Origin of the sequence: Bacillus sp. SJZ110 (assembly GCF_006715455.1) — a bacterium.
Lineage (GTDB): Bacteria > Bacillota > Bacilli > Bacillales > Bacillaceae > Bacillus > Bacillus subtilis.
Genome location: NZ_VFNF01000001.1, coordinates 974954 through 992701 on the forward strand (window position 1 = coordinate 974954; position 17748 = coordinate 992701).

General features: G+C 38.7%; 21 protein-coding genes. 6 read left to right on the forward strand and 15 right to left on the reverse strand.

All coding sequences use genetic code 11. The annotated features are described in order from the left end of the window. The first annotated feature begins 27 nt into the window (after positions 1 to 27). Together FB592_RS04885 and FB592_RS04890 are read left to right on the forward strand one after the other, a co-directional pair. The gene (locus FB592_RS04885; protein ID WP_049140840.1) at positions 28 to 738 is read left to right on the forward strand and encodes a GntR family transcriptional regulator; all 711 of its coding nucleotides are present in this window, start codon (positions 28 to 30) and stop codon (positions 736 to 738) included. Between the two features lie 27 nt (positions 739 to 765). Continuing rightward, positions 766 to 927 carry a hypothetical protein gene (locus FB592_RS04890; protein ID WP_049140839.1) on the forward strand — a complete coding sequence of 54 codons (162 nt, stop codon included), beginning with the start codon at positions 766 to 768 and terminating at the stop codon, positions 925 to 927. 127 nt (positions 928 to 1054) lie between these two features. On the opposite strand, the gene FB592_RS04895 is transcribed toward FB592_RS04890, so the two are convergent. Together FB592_RS04895 and FB592_RS04900 are read right to left on the reverse strand one after the other, a co-directional pair. Next, positions 1055 to 1777, reverse strand: a complete 723-nt coding sequence (locus FB592_RS04895; RefSeq protein ID WP_003226987.1) for a peptide ABC transporter permease — start codon at positions 1775 to 1777, stop codon at positions 1055 to 1057. Positions 1778 to 1797: 20 nt separating this feature from the next. After that, complete coding sequence (locus FB592_RS04900) at positions 1798 to 2427, reverse strand: ATP-binding cassette domain-containing protein (RefSeq protein ID WP_014481448.1); 630 nt, start codon at positions 2425 to 2427, stop codon at positions 1798 to 1800. Between the two features lie 472 nt (positions 2428 to 2899). Here FB592_RS04900 and fbp point away from each other — a divergent pair, with 472 nt between their 5' ends. Next, entirely contained in the window at positions 2900 to 4825 is a 1926-nt protein-coding gene (gene fbp / locus FB592_RS04905; RefSeq protein ID WP_141949337.1) for a fructose-1,6-bisphosphatase, read from the forward strand. Between the two features lie 726 nt (positions 4826 to 5551). Here fbp and FB592_RS21040 read toward each other — a convergent pair. The 7 genes from FB592_RS21040 to FB592_RS04940 all read right to left on the reverse strand — a co-directional run bounded on the left by FB592_RS21040 (position 5552) and on the right by FB592_RS04940 (position 11437). Beyond that, a complete protein-coding gene (locus FB592_RS21040) occupies positions 5552 to 5692 on the reverse strand; it encodes a hypothetical protein (protein WP_260438886.1) in 141 nt (46 codons plus the stop codon). 700 nt (positions 5693 to 6392) lie between these two features. Next, the gene (locus FB592_RS04915; protein ID WP_141949338.1) at positions 6393 to 8216 is read right to left on the reverse strand and encodes a caspase family protein; all 1824 of its coding nucleotides are present in this window, start codon (positions 8214 to 8216) and stop codon (positions 6393 to 6395) included. A gap of 17 nt (positions 8217 to 8233) precedes the next feature. After that, positions 8234 to 8539: a hypothetical protein gene (locus FB592_RS04920; protein ID WP_141949339.1), complete on the reverse strand. Its 306-nt coding sequence runs from the start codon at positions 8537 to 8539 to the stop codon at positions 8234 to 8236. 1 nt (position 8540) lies between these two features. Beyond that, complete coding sequence (locus FB592_RS04925; protein ID WP_141949340.1) at positions 8541 to 9446, reverse strand: radical SAM protein; 906 nt, start codon at positions 9444 to 9446, stop codon at positions 8541 to 8543. Continuing rightward, on the reverse strand, positions 9433 to 10422 hold the full coding sequence (locus tag FB592_RS04930) for a dTMP kinase (RefSeq protein WP_141949341.1): 990 nt from the start codon (positions 10420 to 10422) through the stop codon (positions 9433 to 9435). Before FB592_RS04930 ends, FB592_RS04925 begins: the two co-directional genes overlap by 14 nt. A gap of 284 nt (positions 10423 to 10706) precedes the next feature. Next, the gene (gene rlmH, locus FB592_RS04935) at positions 10707 to 11186 is read right to left on the reverse strand and encodes a 23S rRNA (pseudouridine(1915)-N(3))-methyltransferase RlmH (RefSeq protein WP_003226975.1); all 480 of its coding nucleotides are present in this window, start codon (positions 11184 to 11186) and stop codon (positions 10707 to 10709) included. 80 nt (positions 11187 to 11266) lie between these two features. Then, entirely contained in the window at positions 11267 to 11437 is a 171-nt protein-coding gene (locus FB592_RS04940) for a CxxH/CxxC protein (protein ID WP_003219122.1), read from the reverse strand. Between the two features lie 184 nt (positions 11438 to 11621). Here FB592_RS04940 and FB592_RS04945 point away from each other — a divergent pair, with 184 nt between their 5' ends. After that, positions 11622 to 12035, forward strand: coding sequence for a hypothetical protein (locus FB592_RS04945; RefSeq protein WP_141949342.1), 414 nt, complete (start codon positions 11622 to 11624; stop codon positions 12033 to 12035). A 33-nt stretch (positions 12036 to 12068) separates the two neighbouring features. Here the strand turns inward: FB592_RS04945 and fdhA are convergent, their stop codons facing one another. The 6 genes from fdhA to FB592_RS04975 all read right to left on the reverse strand — a co-directional run bounded on the left by fdhA (position 12069) and on the right by FB592_RS04975 (position 16418). Further along, the gene (gene fdhA / locus FB592_RS04950) at positions 12069 to 13295 is read right to left on the reverse strand and encodes a formaldehyde dehydrogenase, glutathione-independent (RefSeq protein ID WP_141949343.1); all 1227 of its coding nucleotides are present in this window, start codon (positions 13293 to 13295) and stop codon (positions 12069 to 12071) included. Between the two features lie 62 nt (positions 13296 to 13357). Beyond that, the gene (locus FB592_RS04955; RefSeq protein ID WP_015715043.1) at positions 13358 to 13528 is read right to left on the reverse strand and encodes a hypothetical protein; all 171 of its coding nucleotides are present in this window, start codon (positions 13526 to 13528) and stop codon (positions 13358 to 13360) included. 103 nt (positions 13529 to 13631) lie between these two features. Further along, entirely contained in the window at positions 13632 to 13880 is a 249-nt protein-coding gene (locus FB592_RS04960; RefSeq protein WP_015715044.1) for a DUF2651 family protein, read from the reverse strand. A 15-nt stretch (positions 13881 to 13895) separates the two neighbouring features. Then, positions 13896 to 15059, reverse strand: coding sequence for a hypothetical protein (locus FB592_RS04965; RefSeq protein ID WP_141949344.1), 1164 nt, complete (start codon positions 15057 to 15059; stop codon positions 13896 to 13898). A 10-nt stretch (positions 15060 to 15069) separates the two neighbouring features. Then, the gene (locus FB592_RS04970) at positions 15070 to 15807 is read right to left on the reverse strand and encodes a YiiX/YebB-like N1pC/P60 family cysteine hydrolase (RefSeq protein WP_015250821.1); all 738 of its coding nucleotides are present in this window, start codon (positions 15805 to 15807) and stop codon (positions 15070 to 15072) included. Positions 15808 to 15947: 140 nt separating this feature from the next. Next, positions 15948 to 16418, reverse strand: coding sequence for a GNAT family N-acetyltransferase (locus FB592_RS04975; protein WP_032724991.1), 471 nt, complete (start codon positions 16416 to 16418; stop codon positions 15948 to 15950). Between the two features lie 110 nt (positions 16419 to 16528). On the opposite strand from FB592_RS04975, the gene rapG reads away from it, so the two are divergent. Together rapG and FB592_RS04985 are read left to right on the forward strand one after the other, a co-directional pair. Beyond that, positions 16529 to 17626, forward strand: a complete 1098-nt coding sequence (gene rapG, locus FB592_RS04980) for a response regulator aspartate phosphatase RapG (RefSeq protein ID WP_141949345.1) — start codon at positions 16529 to 16531, stop codon at positions 17624 to 17626. Then, entirely contained in the window at positions 17627 to 17743 is a 117-nt protein-coding gene (locus FB592_RS04985) for a Phr family secreted Rap phosphatase inhibitor (RefSeq protein ID WP_003226961.1), read from the forward strand. It begins immediately after the preceding gene. Positions 17744 to 17748 lie beyond the last annotated feature (5 nt).

A 17748-nucleotide genomic window follows, 5' to 3' on the forward strand; every position in this document is an offset into this window, starting at 1 on the left:
AACTAAACGAATAAATGAGGAATGCGTATGTTAAAATACCAGCAAATCGCAGCGGAAATTGAAACATATATAGAAGAACACCAGCTTCAGCAGGGAGACAAACTGCCAGTCCTAGAAACCCTCATGGCCCAGTTTGAAGTCAGCAAAAGCACCATCACAAAGTCCCTCGAGCTATTAGAGCAAAAAGGCGCGATCTTTCAGGTCAGAGGAAGCGGCATTTTCGTCAGAAAACATAAACGAAAAGGTTATATCAGCCTTCTGTCGAATCAGGGATTTAAAAAAGATCTCGAGGATTTCAACGTCACCTCAAAAGTTATCGAACTAGACGTGAGAAAGCCAACTCCGGAAGCGGCGGAAAACCTGAACATCGGAATAAACGAGGACATCTACTATGTCAAAAGGGTCCGCTACATCAACGGCCAGACCCTTTGCTACGAAGAATCCTATTACAACAAATTGATCGTGACGTATTTAAACAACGAAATCGTCTCCCACTCCATCTTCCATTACATCCGGGAAGGACTGGGGCTGAAAATTGGTTTTTCTGATTTGTTTCTGCACGTGGACCAGCTTAATGAGGAGGAAGCGGAATATTTGGGATTAGAGGCTGGACTGCCGAAGCTGTATATAGAAAGTATTTTTCACCTGACGAATGGGCAGCCGTTTGATTACTCGAAGATTTCGTATAATTATAAGCAGTCGCAGTTTGTGGTGCAGGCTAATAGTTTTTTATTATAGGGCTCTTCACTACGGAAGGTGGTCGACATGTACAAAATCATCATTCCTGCCATACTAGCCATCTTTTCGCTCTGGATACTCTTACAGATTTCACTAGAGATGAGCATCGTTAAGAATCCAATGAACTACTTTATCGTATTCATTATCTTTTTCCTCTTTGTAAAGATGGTGAAAGAAAAACAACAATAGTTTGGGCGATGCAAACAGAAAAACATCCTTCCCTTAACAAACTCAGCCAGTCACATGCATTAATCTTGATGTTAATGATATATAGGTGCACATAAAAAGCTACTTCATTGTGAAGTAGCTTCCTTTATTAAATGCCCATTTTGATCCATCTAGTTTTAGAAAAGCGAAGGATAATCGCATTTATGATAATAATTGAAACTAAATACAAAATAATAAATAAAACATCATTACTCCCAAGTGTCATGTTATCAGATTGCAGCACTCTTTCTATTCGGGGATACATAGTGTTACCTGCCTCAAAAGGAGCAATGAAACCAAACGTTTTATTGCTTATAGCTACTAAGATAACAGAAGTCATCCAATAAACGATACTGACACCTATACTAATTAATATATTAGGACATAACATGCTTATAGTTCCGATAATTAGAATATACTGCAGTATAACTGCAGAAAATAAAAAAAGTAATAATGCAAAATGCGAAAAATCATGGTACATCAACGATATGATTAGCAGGCCTAGCGCTATAAATGCAAAACATTCTAAAAATAAAACAGCTATCTTTTTATAAAAGAAAGTATAGATGTTCTCTCCAATTAACTTGTAAAAGAGAATATTTTTGTTTGAATACTCTCTATTAATAAAGAAAGCTATAACAAATGAAAATAACATCAAACCAAACTGGGTCGCAACAGTATAGGAGCTAAAGAAAAACATTTCAGGTGTAACATTGCTGACTTTATCAATTCCAACAAGTAAAAAATAACCCAGCAAGAATAAAAATACAAACATTGCTCCTAAAATAATGATAACTTTGTTGCTAATACTCTTTTTAAACTCTAATTTCATCTCAAGCCCCCACTGTTTTATTACTCATTTATATACACTTCAATTAATTTATCCACTGAATGATATTGTTGAATTTCTTGGTGATTAAATATATAATAATCCCCTTCTATCGCCTTTAAATCAGACAAATCATGTGTAATGTTGATGATAATCTTCTCGGGATTCTCCTGAATATACTTGTTTAAGAAGCCATGAATCTCTATAACCGTTTTTTTGTCTAATGAATTCGTTATTTCATCTAAAACAATAATATTTTTATCCTCTAATAAGAAACTGAGCAATTTTAATTTTTGCTTTTGTCCATCACTCAAATTTTTGATCAGAACTTTTCCATCAATATTATCCAGATTAAGTAAATGTGCGATTTTATCTATCATTTCTGCATCAAATTTTTTACTCAAAAAGTGTAATAAAAAGTCCTTAGAAACATCATTAGGTATATTCGAAGAGCTGGATATTAAAGAAACATTTTGACGAATATCTCTGCCGATTCTTTTGCTATTATTCAACAAAAAGTCTTTAGCAAGCTGTGATTTACCGACTCCATTTTTTCCGACAACGTGATTAATTTTCCCGCTCGAAAAATGCAAGTCGGTGTCCTGAAGTAACGTTTTGCCTTTCACTTTTAAAGTGTAATTCGCTATATTCATATACATACTCCTAGGAAATATTTGTATTGGTGCCTCTTTTCCGGTTTGGAACTGTAAGAAATGTTTTTTGATGATTAATCTGGATATCTTTTACTCTAGTTTACAATATATAACACTCAATGTAAAACAACGGCAGTTTTCTCAAGGAAATTCCTTACAAGGTAACTGAAAAACAAGCTAAATAAACGGATCGTCAATACCATATCAATGCATATTGATAACAACAATAAGGAAGATACTGAACCTTTTAGCCTAAGCCCTTGACTATATAACCTCCTCCGTAGATTCTGCTGAAAGGTTTTTCAGCTCTAGCTGCCTTAATCTTTCACTCGTTTCAATTGTCTATAAAAGCAGTTATGCGGTACTATCGTATAAAGGTCCAATGATGAAAAACAATGACATACTTTTAAATTCACCTTATCATGCACATGCTCATAAATAGGGGTTTATTCTAAAAAGGGGATGGACGATTTTGGAAAGCAAGTACCTAGATCTACTCGCGCAAAAATACGATTGTGAAGAAAAAGTGGTAACAGAAATCATTAATTTGAAAGCGATATTGAACCTGCCGAAGGGCACTGAGCATTTTGTCAGTGATTTGCACGGGGAGTATCAGGCATTCCAGCACGTGCTGCGCAATGGTTCAGGACGAGTCAAAGAGAAGATACGCGACATCTTCAGCGGTGTCATTTACGATAGAGAAATCGATGAATTAGCAGCATTGGTCTATTATCCAGAAGACAAACTGAAGTTGATCAAACATGACTTTGATGCGAAAGCAGCATTAAACGAGTGGTATAAAGAAACCATTAACCGAATGATTAAGCTCGTTTCTTATTGCTCCTCCAAGTATACCCGCTCCAAACTGCGCAAAGCACTGCCTGCCCAATTTGCTTATATTACGGAGGAGCTGTTATACAAAACAGAACAAGCTGGCAACAAGGAGCAATATTACTCCGAAATCATTGATCAGATCATTGAACTTGGCCAAGCCGATAAGCTGATCACCGGCCTTGCTTACAGCGTTCAGCGGCTGGTGGTCGACCATCTGCATGTGGTCGGCGATATTTATGACCGCGGACCCCAGCCGGATAGGATTATGGAAGAACTGATCAACTATCATTCTGTCGATATTCAGTGGGGAAATCACGATGTCCTTTGGATCGGCGCCTATGCCGGTTCCAAAGTGTGCCTGGCCAATATTATCCGCATCTGTGCCCGCTACGACAACTTGGATATTATTGAAGACGTGTACGGCATCAACCTGAGACCGCTGCTGAACCTGGCCGAAAAATATTACGATGATAATCCAGCGTTCCGTCCAAAAGCAGACGACAACAGGCCAGAGGATGAAATTAAGCAAATCACAAAAATCCATCAAGCCATTGCGATGATCCAATTCAAGCTTGAGAGCCCGATTATCAAGAGACGGCCGAACTTTAATATGGAAGAGCGGCTGTTATTAGAGAAAATAGATTATGACAAAAACGAAATCACGCTAAACGGAAAAACATATCAACTGGAAAACACCTGCTTTGCGACGATTAATCCGGAACAGTCAGATCAGCTATTAGAAGAAGAAGCAGAAGTCATAGACAAGCTTCTATTCTCTGTCCAGCATTCCGAAAAGCTGGGCCGCCATATGAATTTTATGATGAAAAAAGGCAGCCTTTATTTAAAATATAACGGCAACCTGTTGATTCACGGCTGTATTCCAGTTGATGAAAACGGCAATATGGAAACGATGATGATTGAGGATAAACCGTATGCGGGCCGTGAGCTGCTTGATGTATTTGAACGATTCTTGCGGGAAGCGTTTGCCCACCCGGAAGAAACCGATGACCTGGCGACAGATATGGCCTGGTATTTATGGACAGGAGAATACTCCTCCCTCTTCGGAAAACGCGCCATGACAACATTTGAGCGCTATTTCATTAAAGAGAAGGAAACGCATAAAGAAAAGAAAAACCCGTATTATTATTTACGCGAGGACGAGGCAACCTGCCGAAACATCCTGGCAGAATTCGGACTCAATCCAGATCACGGCCATATCATCAACGGCCATACACCTGTAAAAGAAATCGAAGGAGAAGACCCAATCAAAGCAAACGGAAAAATGATCGTCATCGACGGCGGCTTCTCCAAAGCCTACCAATCCACAACAGGCATCGCCGGCTACACGCTGCTATACAACTCCTACGGCATGCAGCTCGTCGCCCATAAACACTTCAACTCCAAGGCAGAAGTCCTAAGCACCGGAACCGACGTCTTAACGGTGAAGCGATTAGTGGACAAAGAGCTTGAGCGGAAGAAAGTGAAGGAAACGAATGTGGGTGAGGAACTGCTGCAGGAAGTGGCTATTTTGGAGAGTTTGCGGGAGTATCGGTATATGAAGTGAGGGATGTGGGGTTCAGAGGTGAAATCTCTGGGCTCTTTTTTGTGGCAACATCTCTTTTTGCACCGCAAATTGCTAACAGGTCTGGTCATATGCTTATTTACTAGTACGTTAAATATACTAATTGAATTCAATTTTGATTTTACAGCAGTCAACAAGTGCTCGACTTTTTTTACTTATACATAGACTATATCGTCAAACAGATAAAGAGATGATTTTCACAGCCGTTTTCGTCAGACAATAAAATACTATCTTACTTATAACTTTTTTGCTTTTTTGGCTTCCACTTATGGTACGGTTCTGCGAGCTTTATTAGATGGTAAAACATTATCAGAAGAAAACCAGAAGGTAATCTTTTTATTTTCCTTCCGGTTCTCCTATTAAAGACCTAACAAGTAATTTTCTTTCCTCATCGCTAACCATTTCAAATAATTTCATCCTTATTTATAGAACGTTCCATACTAGTAATTTTCTATCTGATTTCCTTATATTTCTTTCCTTTCTATCTCTTTCTGTAGATCGTTCATCAACCTGTTGTAAGTGCTACTTTCTAATCCACCTGCAAAATAATCTTTGTCTAGCTTTGCACGTTTATCTAAAGCTTTTGTTCAACTGTCTGCGGAAAATCTTCTTATCAGCTATATATGTTTCATTAACCTTCTCGTTATCACTGTTAAGCTCTTTTAACAGTTCGCTTAAGATATCATTGTTGTCCATTAGGAATGATATTTAACTCAGCACTTTTGGTTCTACAACTTCTTTTTTTATTAAATTTACTTTGCAAACCGCTTTCCCTTTGCTATGGTATGCCTGGCACATATAATAAAGGGGTTGGTAGTCCTCACTATTTTTCTTCTTTGATTTGCTCATTACTGTGCCAGCACCACACTTTGGACACTTTAATAACCCTGTTAAGAAGAAGTTTCCATTGAAATTCCTATTCGAAGTAGACGATTTTTTTAGGACCTCTCGTTACTTTTGTAAACTCTTATGTATAAGATTTTATTTAAACAACTTATAAACTTAGATACAGTCCATATTTATAATCTTTCTTACTATGAACTTGTAGCATATTTAAGACGTAAACAAAAAAACAAGAACTTAAATTGTCCCTGTCTTAAAAATTAGTTTATTTTTTTATACTTCTAATTACTTTTTTACCACCAGGTGTATGCATTAGGAAATAAAGTTCATTTAACTCACCAAGTAAGCTTTGAAACTCACTTATTGAAAGTGTACCTAAATTAATAATTGTCTCTCGAGATATTAATAATTCTTCTTCACCAGGGACATTCAACTTTCTTTTCGTTTCCTTGCTTTTTTTGATAGTTTATCAATATGCACAGATATCACTTTACTTTCCTCCAATTTATTTTTATCCTTACAAATTGATATATATTAAAAATCTTCAACTTTTTAAGGAGTCAGTAAAAAATTTTAACTATTAAAAAACTCATGACGGATATACCATCATGAGCTTTTGATTCTTAACCTTCTGTTATTCACTCCTTGAGGGTTTAACATTCAAGGAGTATGAATTAATTATTTCTCTAAAAATTTATTTACAATATTAAACTACTATCTTTTTCTCCTTCAAAATATTATGAGTAGCCCATCTTATGCTGTCTATCTCACTTCTATTTAGCCTATGCTTAGATATATAATCATCGCAATCAATACCAAGTGAAATAGCCTCTAAAATAAAATCTAATTTACCTGGATATAATTGACCCTTAATTTCTTCTTGGAAAGCTTCCTTTAAAAAAGTTGGATTTTCTCTCAAAGTACGTATAGCTGTTCTTCTAACCCAAGGGTGTGGATCATTTAACCCCCATTTTAATAGAGGATAATATTCTTTAAGTAAATCAGTGTAGATTGTCATGTATTGAAATATTGCCATTCTCATCTCAACCAAGGGTAATTCTGCAGCTAGTTCTAAATCAATACGAATGTCTTCCTCATGATTATGATAGAAAAAATCACGTAATTTTAAATCTAATTGGTCTCTCCAGCTACCATACAAGGATGAGAATAACCATTTTTGTTTTGCTGATTTTGTTTCTCCTCTTTTCTTAAGTTCATAAAGAAAGGGTATTAGTTTACTTTTCTTTGCTTGCTCTAGTAATTCTTCATCTTCTATACTACCATCCTCAAAGTACATATGAAGGAATAGTGGTTTTAGTAATGAAGCATCTACTTTACTTTTAATCTTCTCTAAAAGAATAGAATTCTCTATCTTTTCTGAATATCTTATCCATATATCTAGTACACCCCAAGGTGTTTTCGAAAGTGAAGAAGATAAGGCATTTTCAATATCCGGATACTTACTGTCTGACAAATATAAATTAGCAAGCCATATTGCGTCAATTTGTGTATCACTTGAAAGAATTTTTTTCACTTCAGACCTAATTGACTCATGATCGAGTTCCTTCCTTGCTCCTATAAGACCGATACATTGAGCCATCCAGTCACTTGAGCGCAGCAAATCCAAAACAAATTTTTCTTTATGTTTAAAGTCTTTTAATTCACTAATTAAAGTACCTATTGCTCTTCTTACTAACCAATGGGGTTCACTTACATTTTTCTCAAAGTAATTTCTCAATACCTCTATTTTGGTTAACTCAGGTAAATCCATTAAATAATACCAATGCATTTCTCTAGTGGTAATATCTGACTCATTAATTCTCATTAGAAACCTTTTTTGGAAATCCCTATTATCTTCAATAAGAATAGTTGATCTCTTAAGCACTATATTAGGATATCCATTTGGAGTATTTACATAGCAACGATGTCCAAGGCTTTCAATTTCTTCTGCTAATATACGCAAAGAAACAGGTTTACCTTCTTCGTTTATCTGATTAAATACATTGCAAAATATCCTTGTAAAAGTGCTCCCACTGTCATCAAATGCTGCCCTTGCAAAAGGACTACTTGAAGCTAATACAGAAATTTTTTCGTTACTAAACACATTTGTATTATTAGCAATGTTTAGACCTGCTCCAGAATGGCAACAATCAAGGATTACAATAGTTTGGAAATTTACTTGTCCTAATATATCCTTTAACTGTAATAATTTATATCGCCCTTCTCCTTCGCTATCAGCATCACTAAATAATAAAGCTAAACTATCATTATTTATTAATTCACCATGTCCACTAAAATAGATTATTAAATTGTCTGCCTCACTTAGGTTTCTTTTAAACATTTTTACAACAGCTTTAAACTCATCAGCAGTTGGTCCTGTTAAACTAACACTATTACTTTCTGAGAAATCTGGATTCAAAACCTTATTTAGAGTTTCATAAACTAGATTAGCATCATTAAAAGCACAGGGAATTTCCCCAAATGACTCATCTTTACACTTTTTTATTCCCACTGAGATTAAATAGTTCATTTTATTAACCTGCTATACTAATTTTTTGTTATTTCTTCAAGCGAATATTCCTTGCCATTAATTTTAATTTTATTACTAGCTTCATAATCTTCACGGTTTTTATACATCTTTATTATTGACTTCAATGCATCATAAATTAAATTAGTTACCAAACCTATTGCTATAGCTGTTATTATCTCACCTTTTGCGTTTGGTTGTACTTTCTTTTGCAACTCTATTGAATTTGTCTCACTACGTAGTGCTTGTTCTAATCCTTTTAATAAATCAGATACAAATTCATTGTCTTGTACATTTTCAATTAATACTTTTTCAGAGTTTGTCATGTTATTTTCCCTCTTTCTTCATTGGCAGCCAAACACCATATTCATTAACATAGTTTTTTATATTATTGATATTTCCAAGATTAAAGTCAAAATCAAATCTATCTTCACTATGTTCAGTGTGCTGTTTTAATTTTCCATTCGGGTATAACACCCAGTATTTCGAATAATTATGATTATATCTTAGCGTAATGTTTAAAGTTTTGGAATATTTTTCTGTAATTTTTTGTTTGATATTATCAACTATATCACCAAATTCTATATCATTCGTTGCAAATTCATCATATGTTTTCTTTTTATTTGCGGGGTGTGGCTGTATAAGACACCATTCTTGAGGTTGAATTTCTTGTATTAAATTTACAAACTGATTAATCGATTCCTGCTCAAGAAATATTTTAGTTATCACAGTATTTATTCTTATATTCTTATATTGTTTTTTCTTTAAATTTTCTATTAAATCATTTAATTGATCAAATGTTCCTACCTTACCTCTCAATAAATCATGTTGGTCGGGTGTCGGGGCATCTATAGATACTAAAATCCAACTAAACATCTCTGCATGATTAATTAACCATTCTTTAACCTCATTTTTCCCAACTCCACTTGTTGTTAATGTCATCTGAATGCCTAATTTAGAAAGTTCTTCACATATTACAGATAAATTCGAATAGGTTAGTGGGTCACCACCTGCAATATCTACTTTTTGAACTCCCAATTCTTTAAACGCTTCCATAAAATCATTCAACTTATCTAAAGGAGTTTCTCTACCTGTTTTTGTTGCAAAACAATAAGGACAGGATAAAAAACACCTGTCCGTAATATGCCATATTATTTGTGGTAAAGTTGATACTTCATCACTGTTCGAAATGTAAAATTCGTTTGACCCGGAATCATACTTAATACTGCCCATCTTCTATCACCTTCATTACCATTTGGTTAATTTCTTGAGGTGTCTTCATCTGATTGTTTTCATCCAAGCAATTAATAATAACGATATTTTTATATGTTTGCGCTAACTCTTGATAAATTTTTCTAGCATTAATCATTATATCAGTAGAGTCTTCATATACATCCGCTTTTTCTCCCACATAATCCCGAAACCCTTTATTAGAAATATTTTTTTTCGAAGTTTCAGCATTTAGGTCAAAAACTATATATAAATCTGGGGCAGGTAGTCCTAATTGGGAATGCTCTAATTCAAATATCCATTGTACAAATTCTGATCGTAGCTCTGGTTTCACTCTGGCACTTTGATATACAGCACTAGAAAGCGTAAATCGATTTAATAATAAATAATCATAATTAGAGTAATTGAAACTTTCAAAGTTTTTCCATCTATCTAAAGCATACCATAAAGACATTGATTTTGGATCTACGTTATTTGCATCAACTTCTTCATTTCCAGAAAGAAATTGCCCAATATTCTTTCCAAAAAAACTATCATAAACGGGAAATGATTTAATTGTTACTTTCTTACCTTTACTTTTAAGATTTTCTTCAAATAAAGACATCTGAACTGTTTTCCCACTACCATCAATACCTTCAAAGGCAATTATCTTTGTGGCCTTTTCATTTGGAAATAACACTTTTGAGTAAGAACTAAAAAGTGCTACTAGTTTCTCATGAGATATTTTAAAGCCTTCAGCAGCTATTTCAAAGTGCTTATCTCTAATATTTCGAGGCAAATAATCTAAATTTGATGCGTTGTTATTGCACCATGCGAGAATACTGATTGCATTATTAACTCTTTCACTTGACTTATTATAAACGTTTCCATCATACCATTTTAACATTTTATGTATTAACTTTTCAGGTAAATCTTTAGAGTCTAAAAAGTAATCCTTGTTAGACGCAACCTTTTCAAGAATGTTTAATAATGAATCCATTTTTTTACCACCTTCTTTAGACTTTGTATGATTTTATACAAAGTTCATACCTGTTCTCATTATAAAATAAAAACTCAACTAATAATAGTAATACTATATTTACATCATAACTATTTCTTCAAGTGTTTAAACAAAATAATTAAACAATCCATATTTCCACTTTCTTGCTCTAGACTATATGCTTTTTCTATCTTTGCCATTTACCTCTCCTTGATTTAATTAGTTCTTTTTAAAATTACTTAGTTTAGTTACATTAAGAATAAATTCTTTTTTTGTGTTTACCATCACTTATGATAAGGTTCCCCACGATTAATCCGAAAAGCCCGATAAATCTGCTCCACCAAAATCAACCGCATCAACTGATGAGGAAACGTCATTTTCGAGAACGACAGCTTTTCATCCGCTCGCTTCATCACTGCGTCACTCAGTCCGAGTGATCCGCCGATGACGAAGGTGACTTTGCTTTTTCCATATGTAGCCAGCTTATCTATTGTATCGGCTAGTTCTTCGGATGTTTTCATTTTTCCTTCGATGGCGAGGGCGATGACGTGGGCGTCGGGGCTGATTTTGGATAGGATGCGGTCGCCTTCTTTGTCTTTTATGATTTTCATGTCCTGGTCGCTTAGGTTTTCCGGCGCTTTTTCGTCCGGGAGTTCGATGATGTCGATTTTTGCGTAGGCCGAAAGACGTTTGGTGTATTCTTCAATGCCTTGCTTGAGGTATTTTTCTTTTAGTTTTCCGATTGTCACAATATTGATATTCACAAGTCATCCCCACTTTAAAAACAAGTTATTCATATATGTTGTCCACAATTGTGGATATCTTTTCTGTATTTTGTGTAAGATCATTCGTTCCCCACTATATATACTGCGGGGTCTCCACATAATTCACAGGCTGTGGATAAACTGTTAGTATGTTCGATTTTTCTGATTTCGGGCGGCAGCTCGTGGTCGTCTATGTACATATCCAGCACCGTTTCGATGTGTTCTTCACAAGAATAATACGCTTGTTTCATGTTCAAATCCTCCGATGTTTTCTTCCATTTTTACAAATGTTCTCTTCTCAATATAACCTATTTATTCACATGTTAGTAGTGCTTCGGGCTGAGTTTTATCCACAATTCGACAAACAAGCTGTTGATGACTCTATTTCGCTCGTGTGTTAGTTTGGATGTAACCGATGTGTGGGGAGGTTTGCATTTGCGCTTTAGATGGGTTTGGCTTTTTGTGATCATATTGCTGCTTGTTGGGTGTAAGCCGTCTTATTGGGTGTTGGAGAAGGATCGAATCGGTGAAGGCAGTCCAGACTTAGAAATATACGCTAATTACCTTCAAATACATGATGATGTAAAAGGATATCAAGTCTTCACCATTTTAGAAGGGAGAAAAATGGTTATTGTGTCTCTCGGAAGCAGCGAGAAAGATAAGAAGCTTGAAGTGTCAGACGTCAAATTCTCACCTAAAGAAACGATTGTAACTGTGAAACGAAAACCTGCTCCTACGGCAAATGAGAAAAACCCTTATATTTTGATTGGACTGGACAAAATCGAAGGGGAATTCATCGTACAGGATGAAACGGGAAACCGCTTTGAAGAAACGGATTATCAGCAATAAAGCCGGCGTTCTGAGAACGTCCGGCTTTTTCTTTTACTTCAGTGTTCCATGCGGGTCGATGACGAATTTTTTGGCTGCGCCTTTGTCGAAGTCGCGGTAGCCTTTTGGCGCGTCGTCCAGAGAAATGACGGTGGCGTTGACTGCTTTTGCGATCTGCGCTCTGCCGCTCAGGATCGCTTTCATCAAATTGCGGTTGTATGTCATGGCGGGCGTTTGTCCGGTGACGAAGGTGTGGGCTTTGGCCCAGCCGAGTCCGAAGCGGATTTTTAATGAGCCTGTTTTGGCGTCCGCATCCTTTGCGCCGGGATCTTCGGTCACGTATAAGCCTGGAATGCCAAGGCTGCCCCCGACCTGGGTGACGTCCATGATCGAGTTCAGCACGGCGGCAGGCGCTTCTCCTTGATTGCCGTGCCCAGACGCTTCAAAGCCGACACAGTCCACTGCGGCATCAACTGTCGGTTCACCTAGTATTTGTTCAATTTGCTCGCCGAGGCGGTCGTGTTTTTGTACGTTGACCGTTTCACAGCCGAAGCTTCTCGCCTGTGCCAGTCTGTCTTCATTCAGATCGCCGACAATCACGGTGGAGGCGCCTAGGAGCTGAGCGGAGTGTGCAGCTGCCAAGCCGACAGGCCCCGCTCCCGCGATATAAACGGTTGAACCTGTTTGCACGCCCGCTGTGTAAGCTCCGTGGAAGCCGGTCGGGAAAATGTCGGACAACATGGTCAAATCGAGAATCTTTTCTAGCGCCTGTTCTTTATCAGGGAATACCAAAAGCTGAAAATCAGCGTATGGCACCATGACGTATTCAGACTGGCCGCCGACCCAGCCGCCCATATCGACGTAGCCGTAAGCCGATCCCGGCCGGTCCGGATTGACATTCAGGCACACATGCGTTTTCTGCGTTTTGCACATCACACAGCGTCCGCAGGCAATATTGAAAGGAACGGATACGATGTCGCCTTTTTTGATAAATTCAACATCACGCCCCGTTTCAATGACTTCTCCCGTAATTTCATGCCCGAGCACCAAGCCTTCAGGCGCCGTTGTGCGGCCTCTGACCATATGCTGGTCGCTTCCGCAAATGTTGGTTGTAATAACTTTGAGAATAACCCCATGCTCACATTTTCGATTCACATTCGCCTTTGGAACGCCGGGCCCGTCCCTTAGGATTAACTCCGGATAACCGATATCCTCCACCGCTACAGTCCCTTTGCCTTTGTACACAACCGCTTTGTTTCCAGTCAACGCCATTCCTCCCATGCATGTGTTTGGACTCTTGGTCCTAGAACATGACTTCGGTTCGGCATGACTCTTTCCCTTTTTCACGACTGTTTTTTCTGTATTCTTACAACAACAAATATGCCAAGAAAGCAGCCAATAATGGTTCCGCCGATGTCTAAGAAGTCGACTTTACATCCATTTAACAGGAACACAGTAATGGCCGAAACCAGGCTGATCATTACTGCCAGAAGAATAACCCGTTTGGTGCGCATGTAATTCCTCCTTTGGATTCGTTTCTAAAACATACCCAAAATCTCTGCAAACTTCGGTTCAACAAAAAAAGAGACTTCATACCAGTCTCTTCATAATTTGAGATCACTCAAAAAATTTCCTGAGAAATAATGTGACAATACTGGTTACTAACGCAATCCCCGTATACATAACAACCCAAAACATGAATGAGCTATTGCCCGAAGCTAACGTAAATAACAATATCAAGCTCGCGATAAGGACGATGAGCGGTGCCACCCAAAACCTCTTAAATAAAAAATGACCCGCTATACCAAATACACCTGCGATGATCGGAAAACCAAAAACGATAAATAAAACGGCGATGGCTCCCATACTAACCTCCTTGCCTTAAAACCTCTTCATCACCTCAACATCATACAGCTTCAAATGACTCTTCGGCGTCACAATCTCCTTTACCTTCCCGATCTCTTTTTCCTTCACTTTCTTTCCTGTTTTCAGGCTGTACTGTTCAATGTATGCAGGCTTGTTATAACTGTATGTGAAGAAATAAAGTCTGCTGCCTTTTTGGGTGATTTCTCTGAAATCGGCTTTCATTTTGTCTCGGGAAAGGGTGAAGGCGGTGCTTGTTTTTCCTGTCTTTGCATCGATTTTATATACCTTTCCGAAGCCGTCAATGAAATACAGGTACTCATCATAATAGAAAAAGCTTTTTTTGAAGCTGAAGGGCATCGAGCTGTATATCGTTTGTTCGTCGTTTTTGTATTCGGCGATGTCGTGCAGCTCGACTTCGCCGCTTTTTTTGTTGATCTTGACCATTTGATAGAGATTGCGGGCTTTTTGACCGCGAACCATAACATAAACCGCTTGGTCGTCCACGGCAAGCTGGGATTCGACTGAGGCTCCTTCCCTGTACTGCCATTCCGTTATGTTGTGGTAGGTGAGTTTCTTCTGATCCGCTTGAATCTGAAGGAGCTGATAGCCTTTTTCGTCAGCTGTCGGGACAAGTGCGAAAATCGCACCCTCATGAAAACCGGAGGCCCGGATGTAGTAGGGGATGACGTCTTTTTTCCACTCTCCGTTCATCTGGCGGTACAGCTCTGAGCGGTACCCGTCTCCCTTTTTGTCGTAGCCGGAGTTGTATAAGGTATAAAAGCCGTCCGTGTTTTGCAGAAAGCCCGCGCTGTCTCCTGTGTGCTGATAGGCTCTTTTATGAGATCTCAGGCCGTCTTTAATCATATAAATCGTGTTTTTGTCCTCAAGCATCACACTGTCGCCGTGAACCTTGGCTGATCCCAGCTCAAGGCCCTTCATCTGAAAGGAAGACAGCGACCCATCCTGACTGATAAACAAGGCGTAGCTTTTCCCGCCGCCAAATGCATCTTGATCTGCAGAGGATGAGAAATACAGCAGGACTTCTTTGTCATCCAGGAAATCGGGGTTTCTGAGATCCTGCTGACTCACGGTTTTATGGTTTTTGAGAGGAGAAATGAAGACAAATAGTGCGATTCCTGCGAGAATCAGCATGGCGATGGTAATCATCCACTTTTTCATATCCTTCTCCTTAGTAAATGGTCATAATGGTTGTCGTATAAGAAGAACTAGTGATGTCGCGCGGATACACGCCTAAGCCTCCGTTGCTGTCTATATCAATGCCTGCTTTCAGCAAAAAGGCAGACCATAGGAGCTTTGAACAGTTTTTGGCGCCGTCATGGCCGGTATTTCTGTTATTGACGAAGTTAAATGAGTATGGGTCGCCGACTTTTGATACCGCCCAGTCGGCAGCAGCTGTTTTTTGAGATGAGGATACGCTGACGGTTTGCACAATGGAGTTGTCTTCCACGTCTCTGGCATTATAAGCGATCTGCCTGACGCCGTCGCTCGGGACAGATTCAACAATTTTGTCAGCAGCGGAGTACATGCCGACGTGGCCGTGATTGTAGTAGGCTGTGTAGGAGTTCGTGTAATAGATATTGCCTTTCGCGCTTGTCGGGAGTTTTTTCGTGCCGGACGACCCGCCCATGATAGACATGCCGCTTTCCTTGGCGAGCCGGTCTCCCTCTGCTTTATCAGCCGTGATTTCCTTATAGAACTGTTTTAGGATAACGTCCTGCTTTACGTGCTGCTGTTTCGCAATCTGGCTGGCAGATTTCATGATTTCTTCCGGTGTCGTGCCTGGCTGCAGTGCGGCGATTTCTTCAGCATAATTTGTGGTCTTTACGGCTTTGGCGGGAGAAACAAACAGGCCGCCGCACATTGTAAGCGCTACCAAAAACATCGACACTCGTTTCTTCAACTTCATTACATCTCCTCTTTTCTTGTGAGTGTAGGAAAGGTAATTTCCTCACCCACATTATATTAGGAAAATAAGGAAAGTAACTAGGTTATTTACAGAATTTTTAGATATCATTTACAGAAAAAGGCCTTTATCGGCCCTTTTCGTTAAAGCTTCTTGCTCATCACTACGTCTGTTTCTTGAAATCCGGTTTGCTCATATAGCTTTCGCGCCGTCTGATTATGAGCAAAGACATGAAGGGACAGCTTGCGGATTCCCATACTGCGTGCCGTTTGATCTAATGCCGCCAATGCTTGCTTTGCGTAGCCCTTTCCCCGATACGGATCATATAACCCGAAATCATAAATAAACGCTTCCTGCTGCGGATGTTCCGGTTCAGCATGTATCCAGAGCCAGCCAACGATATCCTTTTCATTCAGCTTGAGGCTCCACAAATGGTGATGGGGTGTTTCCAGCCCTCTCGGAAGCAGATTAGAAAACGCCTGCTTAGACAAAAGCTGTGCATCTTCAGGCAGCCATGTTCCCGCTTTTACCTTTTCTTTCGCGTAATGCTTTGTTGTGTACGTGAGATAAGACCGAAATTCTTCTGTCTGCATTGGGGTCAGCATGATTGTCATATCATCTCTCCTTCATATATTGACTAGAGGATTTTACATAAAATAGAAAGAGGTGTTACTATCAGAATAAGCAACTGAGATTGATAAGTCACTAGAGAAAGGAGTTTCACATGAATAAGATCGCACCCGCAGAAATCGCTAGCATGCTCAACGATTGGTACCTTGCTATCAAGAAACATGAAGTGGAAGAGTCCTCCCGTTTATTTGAAGAAGTGAAGCCTTTATTGGATGACATGGAAGAGGATCAGGAGGTGCTTGCCTACTTCTCCTTATTGGAACTGCGCCACAAGGTTTTGCTTCACGAGGCGAGAGGACAGGGCTTTCAGCATGAGGAGCCTTCTCATATGAATGCTACGTCTGACATGCTGAAATATTACTTTTTTCTGTTTGAAGGCATGTATGAGGCCTATAAAAATAATTATGACATTGCCATTGGGCTGTATAAAGATGCAGAGCAGTATCTCGACAACATTCCTGATCCGATTGAGAAAGCCGAATTTCACCTGAAGGTCGGAAAGCTCTATTATAAACTGGGACAAAATATTGTGTCTCTCAATCATACACGGCAAGCGGTCAAAACCTTCAGGGAAGAGGCCGATTATAAAAAGAAACTGGCCTCAGCGCTGATCACCATGTCAGGCAATTTTACCGAAATGAGCCAATTTGAAGAAGCCGTAACGTATTTGGACGAAGCAATCCAAATCACGAGAGAATTAGAGGATCATTTTTTTGAAGCCCAGCTTTTGCATAACTTCGGCCTTCTTCATGCGCAAAGCGGCAAATCAGAAGAAGCGGTTTCGAAATTAGAAGAGGCTCTACGGAACGATGAGTATGCCCGCTCCGCCTATTATTATCATTCTGCCTACCTGCTGATACGAGAGCTGTTTAAGATCAAAAAGAAAGAACAGGCCTTATCTTATTACCAAGAAGTGAAGGAAAAATTGACTGTTGAGCCGAATAGAATATGTGAGGCAAAAATAGACATTTTATATGCCATTTATGCAGAAGGGGGTCATGCGGAAACGTTTCACTTATGCAAACAACATATGGATGACTTGTTGTCCGAGAAAGAGTATGACAGTGTAAGAGAACTTTCCATTTTGGCTGGCGAACGGTATAGGGAACTTGAGCTTTACAAAGAAGCTGCCCACTTTTTTTATGAAGCATTACAGATTGAAGAACTGATTAAACGAACGGAGGTTATATAAATGAAAAGATTTCTGATTGGCGCAGGCGTCGCAGCGGTGATTTTATCAGGTTGGTTTATTGCAGACCATCAAACCCACTCACAGGAAATGAAAGTCGCTGAAAAAATGATTGGATAAATGAA

Bases quoted from the DNA above. Each gene is read 5' to 3' on its own strand.
- FB592_RS04900 (WP_014481448.1), bottom strand. From the start codon at position 2,427: ATGAATATAGCGAATTACACTTTAAAAGTGAAAGGCAAAACGTTACTT.
- FB592_RS04920 (WP_141949339.1), bottom strand. From the start codon at position 8,539: ATGACAAACTCTGAAAAAGTATTAATTGAAAATGTACAAGACAATGAA.
- FB592_RS04975 (WP_032724991.1), bottom strand. From the start codon at position 16,418: ATGACAATCATGCTGACCCCAATGCAGACAGAAGAATTTCGGTCTTAT.
- FB592_RS04985 (WP_003226961.1), top strand. From the start codon at position 17,627: ATGAAAAGATTTCTGATTGGCGCAGGCGTCGCAGCGGTGATTTTATCA.
- FB592_RS04885 (WP_049140840.1), top strand. From the start codon at position 28: ATGTTAAAATACCAGCAAATCGCAGCGGAAATTGAAACATATATAGAA.
- FB592_RS21040 (WP_260438886.1), bottom strand. From the start codon at position 5,692: ATGAGCAAATCAAAGAAGAAAAATAGTGAGGACTACCAACCCCTTTAT.
- FB592_RS04960 (WP_015715044.1), bottom strand. From the start codon at position 13,880: ATGGGAGCCATCGCCGTTTTATTTATCGTTTTTGGTTTTCCGATCATC.
- FB592_RS04890 (WP_049140839.1), top strand. From the start codon at position 766: ATGTACAAAATCATCATTCCTGCCATACTAGCCATCTTTTCGCTCTGG.
- FB592_RS04940 (WP_003219122.1), bottom strand. From the start codon at position 11,437: ATGAAACAAGCGTATTATTCTTGTGAAGAACACATCGAAACGGTGCTG.
- FB592_RS04930 (WP_141949341.1), bottom strand. From the start codon at position 10,422: ATGGATTCATTATTAAACATTCTTGAAAAGGTTGCGTCTAACAAGGAT.
- fdhA (WP_141949343.1), bottom strand. From the start codon at position 13,295: ATGGGAGGAATGGCGTTGACTGGAAACAAAGCGGTTGTGTACAAAGGC.
- FB592_RS04970 (WP_015250821.1), bottom strand. From the start codon at position 15,807: ATGAAGTTGAAGAAACGAGTGTCGATGTTTTTGGTAGCGCTTACAATG.
- FB592_RS04925 (WP_141949340.1), bottom strand. From the start codon at position 9,446: ATGGGCAGTATTAAGTATGATTCCGGGTCAAACGAATTTTACATTTCG.
- FB592_RS04915 (WP_141949338.1), bottom strand. From the start codon at position 8,216: ATGAACTATTTAATCTCAGTGGGAATAAAAAAGTGTAAAGATGAGTCA.
- FB592_RS04955 (WP_015715043.1), bottom strand. From the start codon at position 13,528: ATGCGCACCAAACGGGTTATTCTTCTGGCAGTAATGATCAGCCTGGTT.
- rapG (WP_141949345.1), top strand. From the start codon at position 16,529: ATGAATAAGATCGCACCCGCAGAAATCGCTAGCATGCTCAACGATTGG.
- FB592_RS04965 (WP_141949344.1), bottom strand. From the start codon at position 15,059: ATGAAAAAGTGGATGATTACCATCGCCATGCTGATTCTCGCAGGAATC.
- FB592_RS04895 (WP_003226987.1), bottom strand. From the start codon at position 1,777: ATGAAATTAGAGTTTAAAAAGAGTATTAGCAACAAAGTTATCATTATT.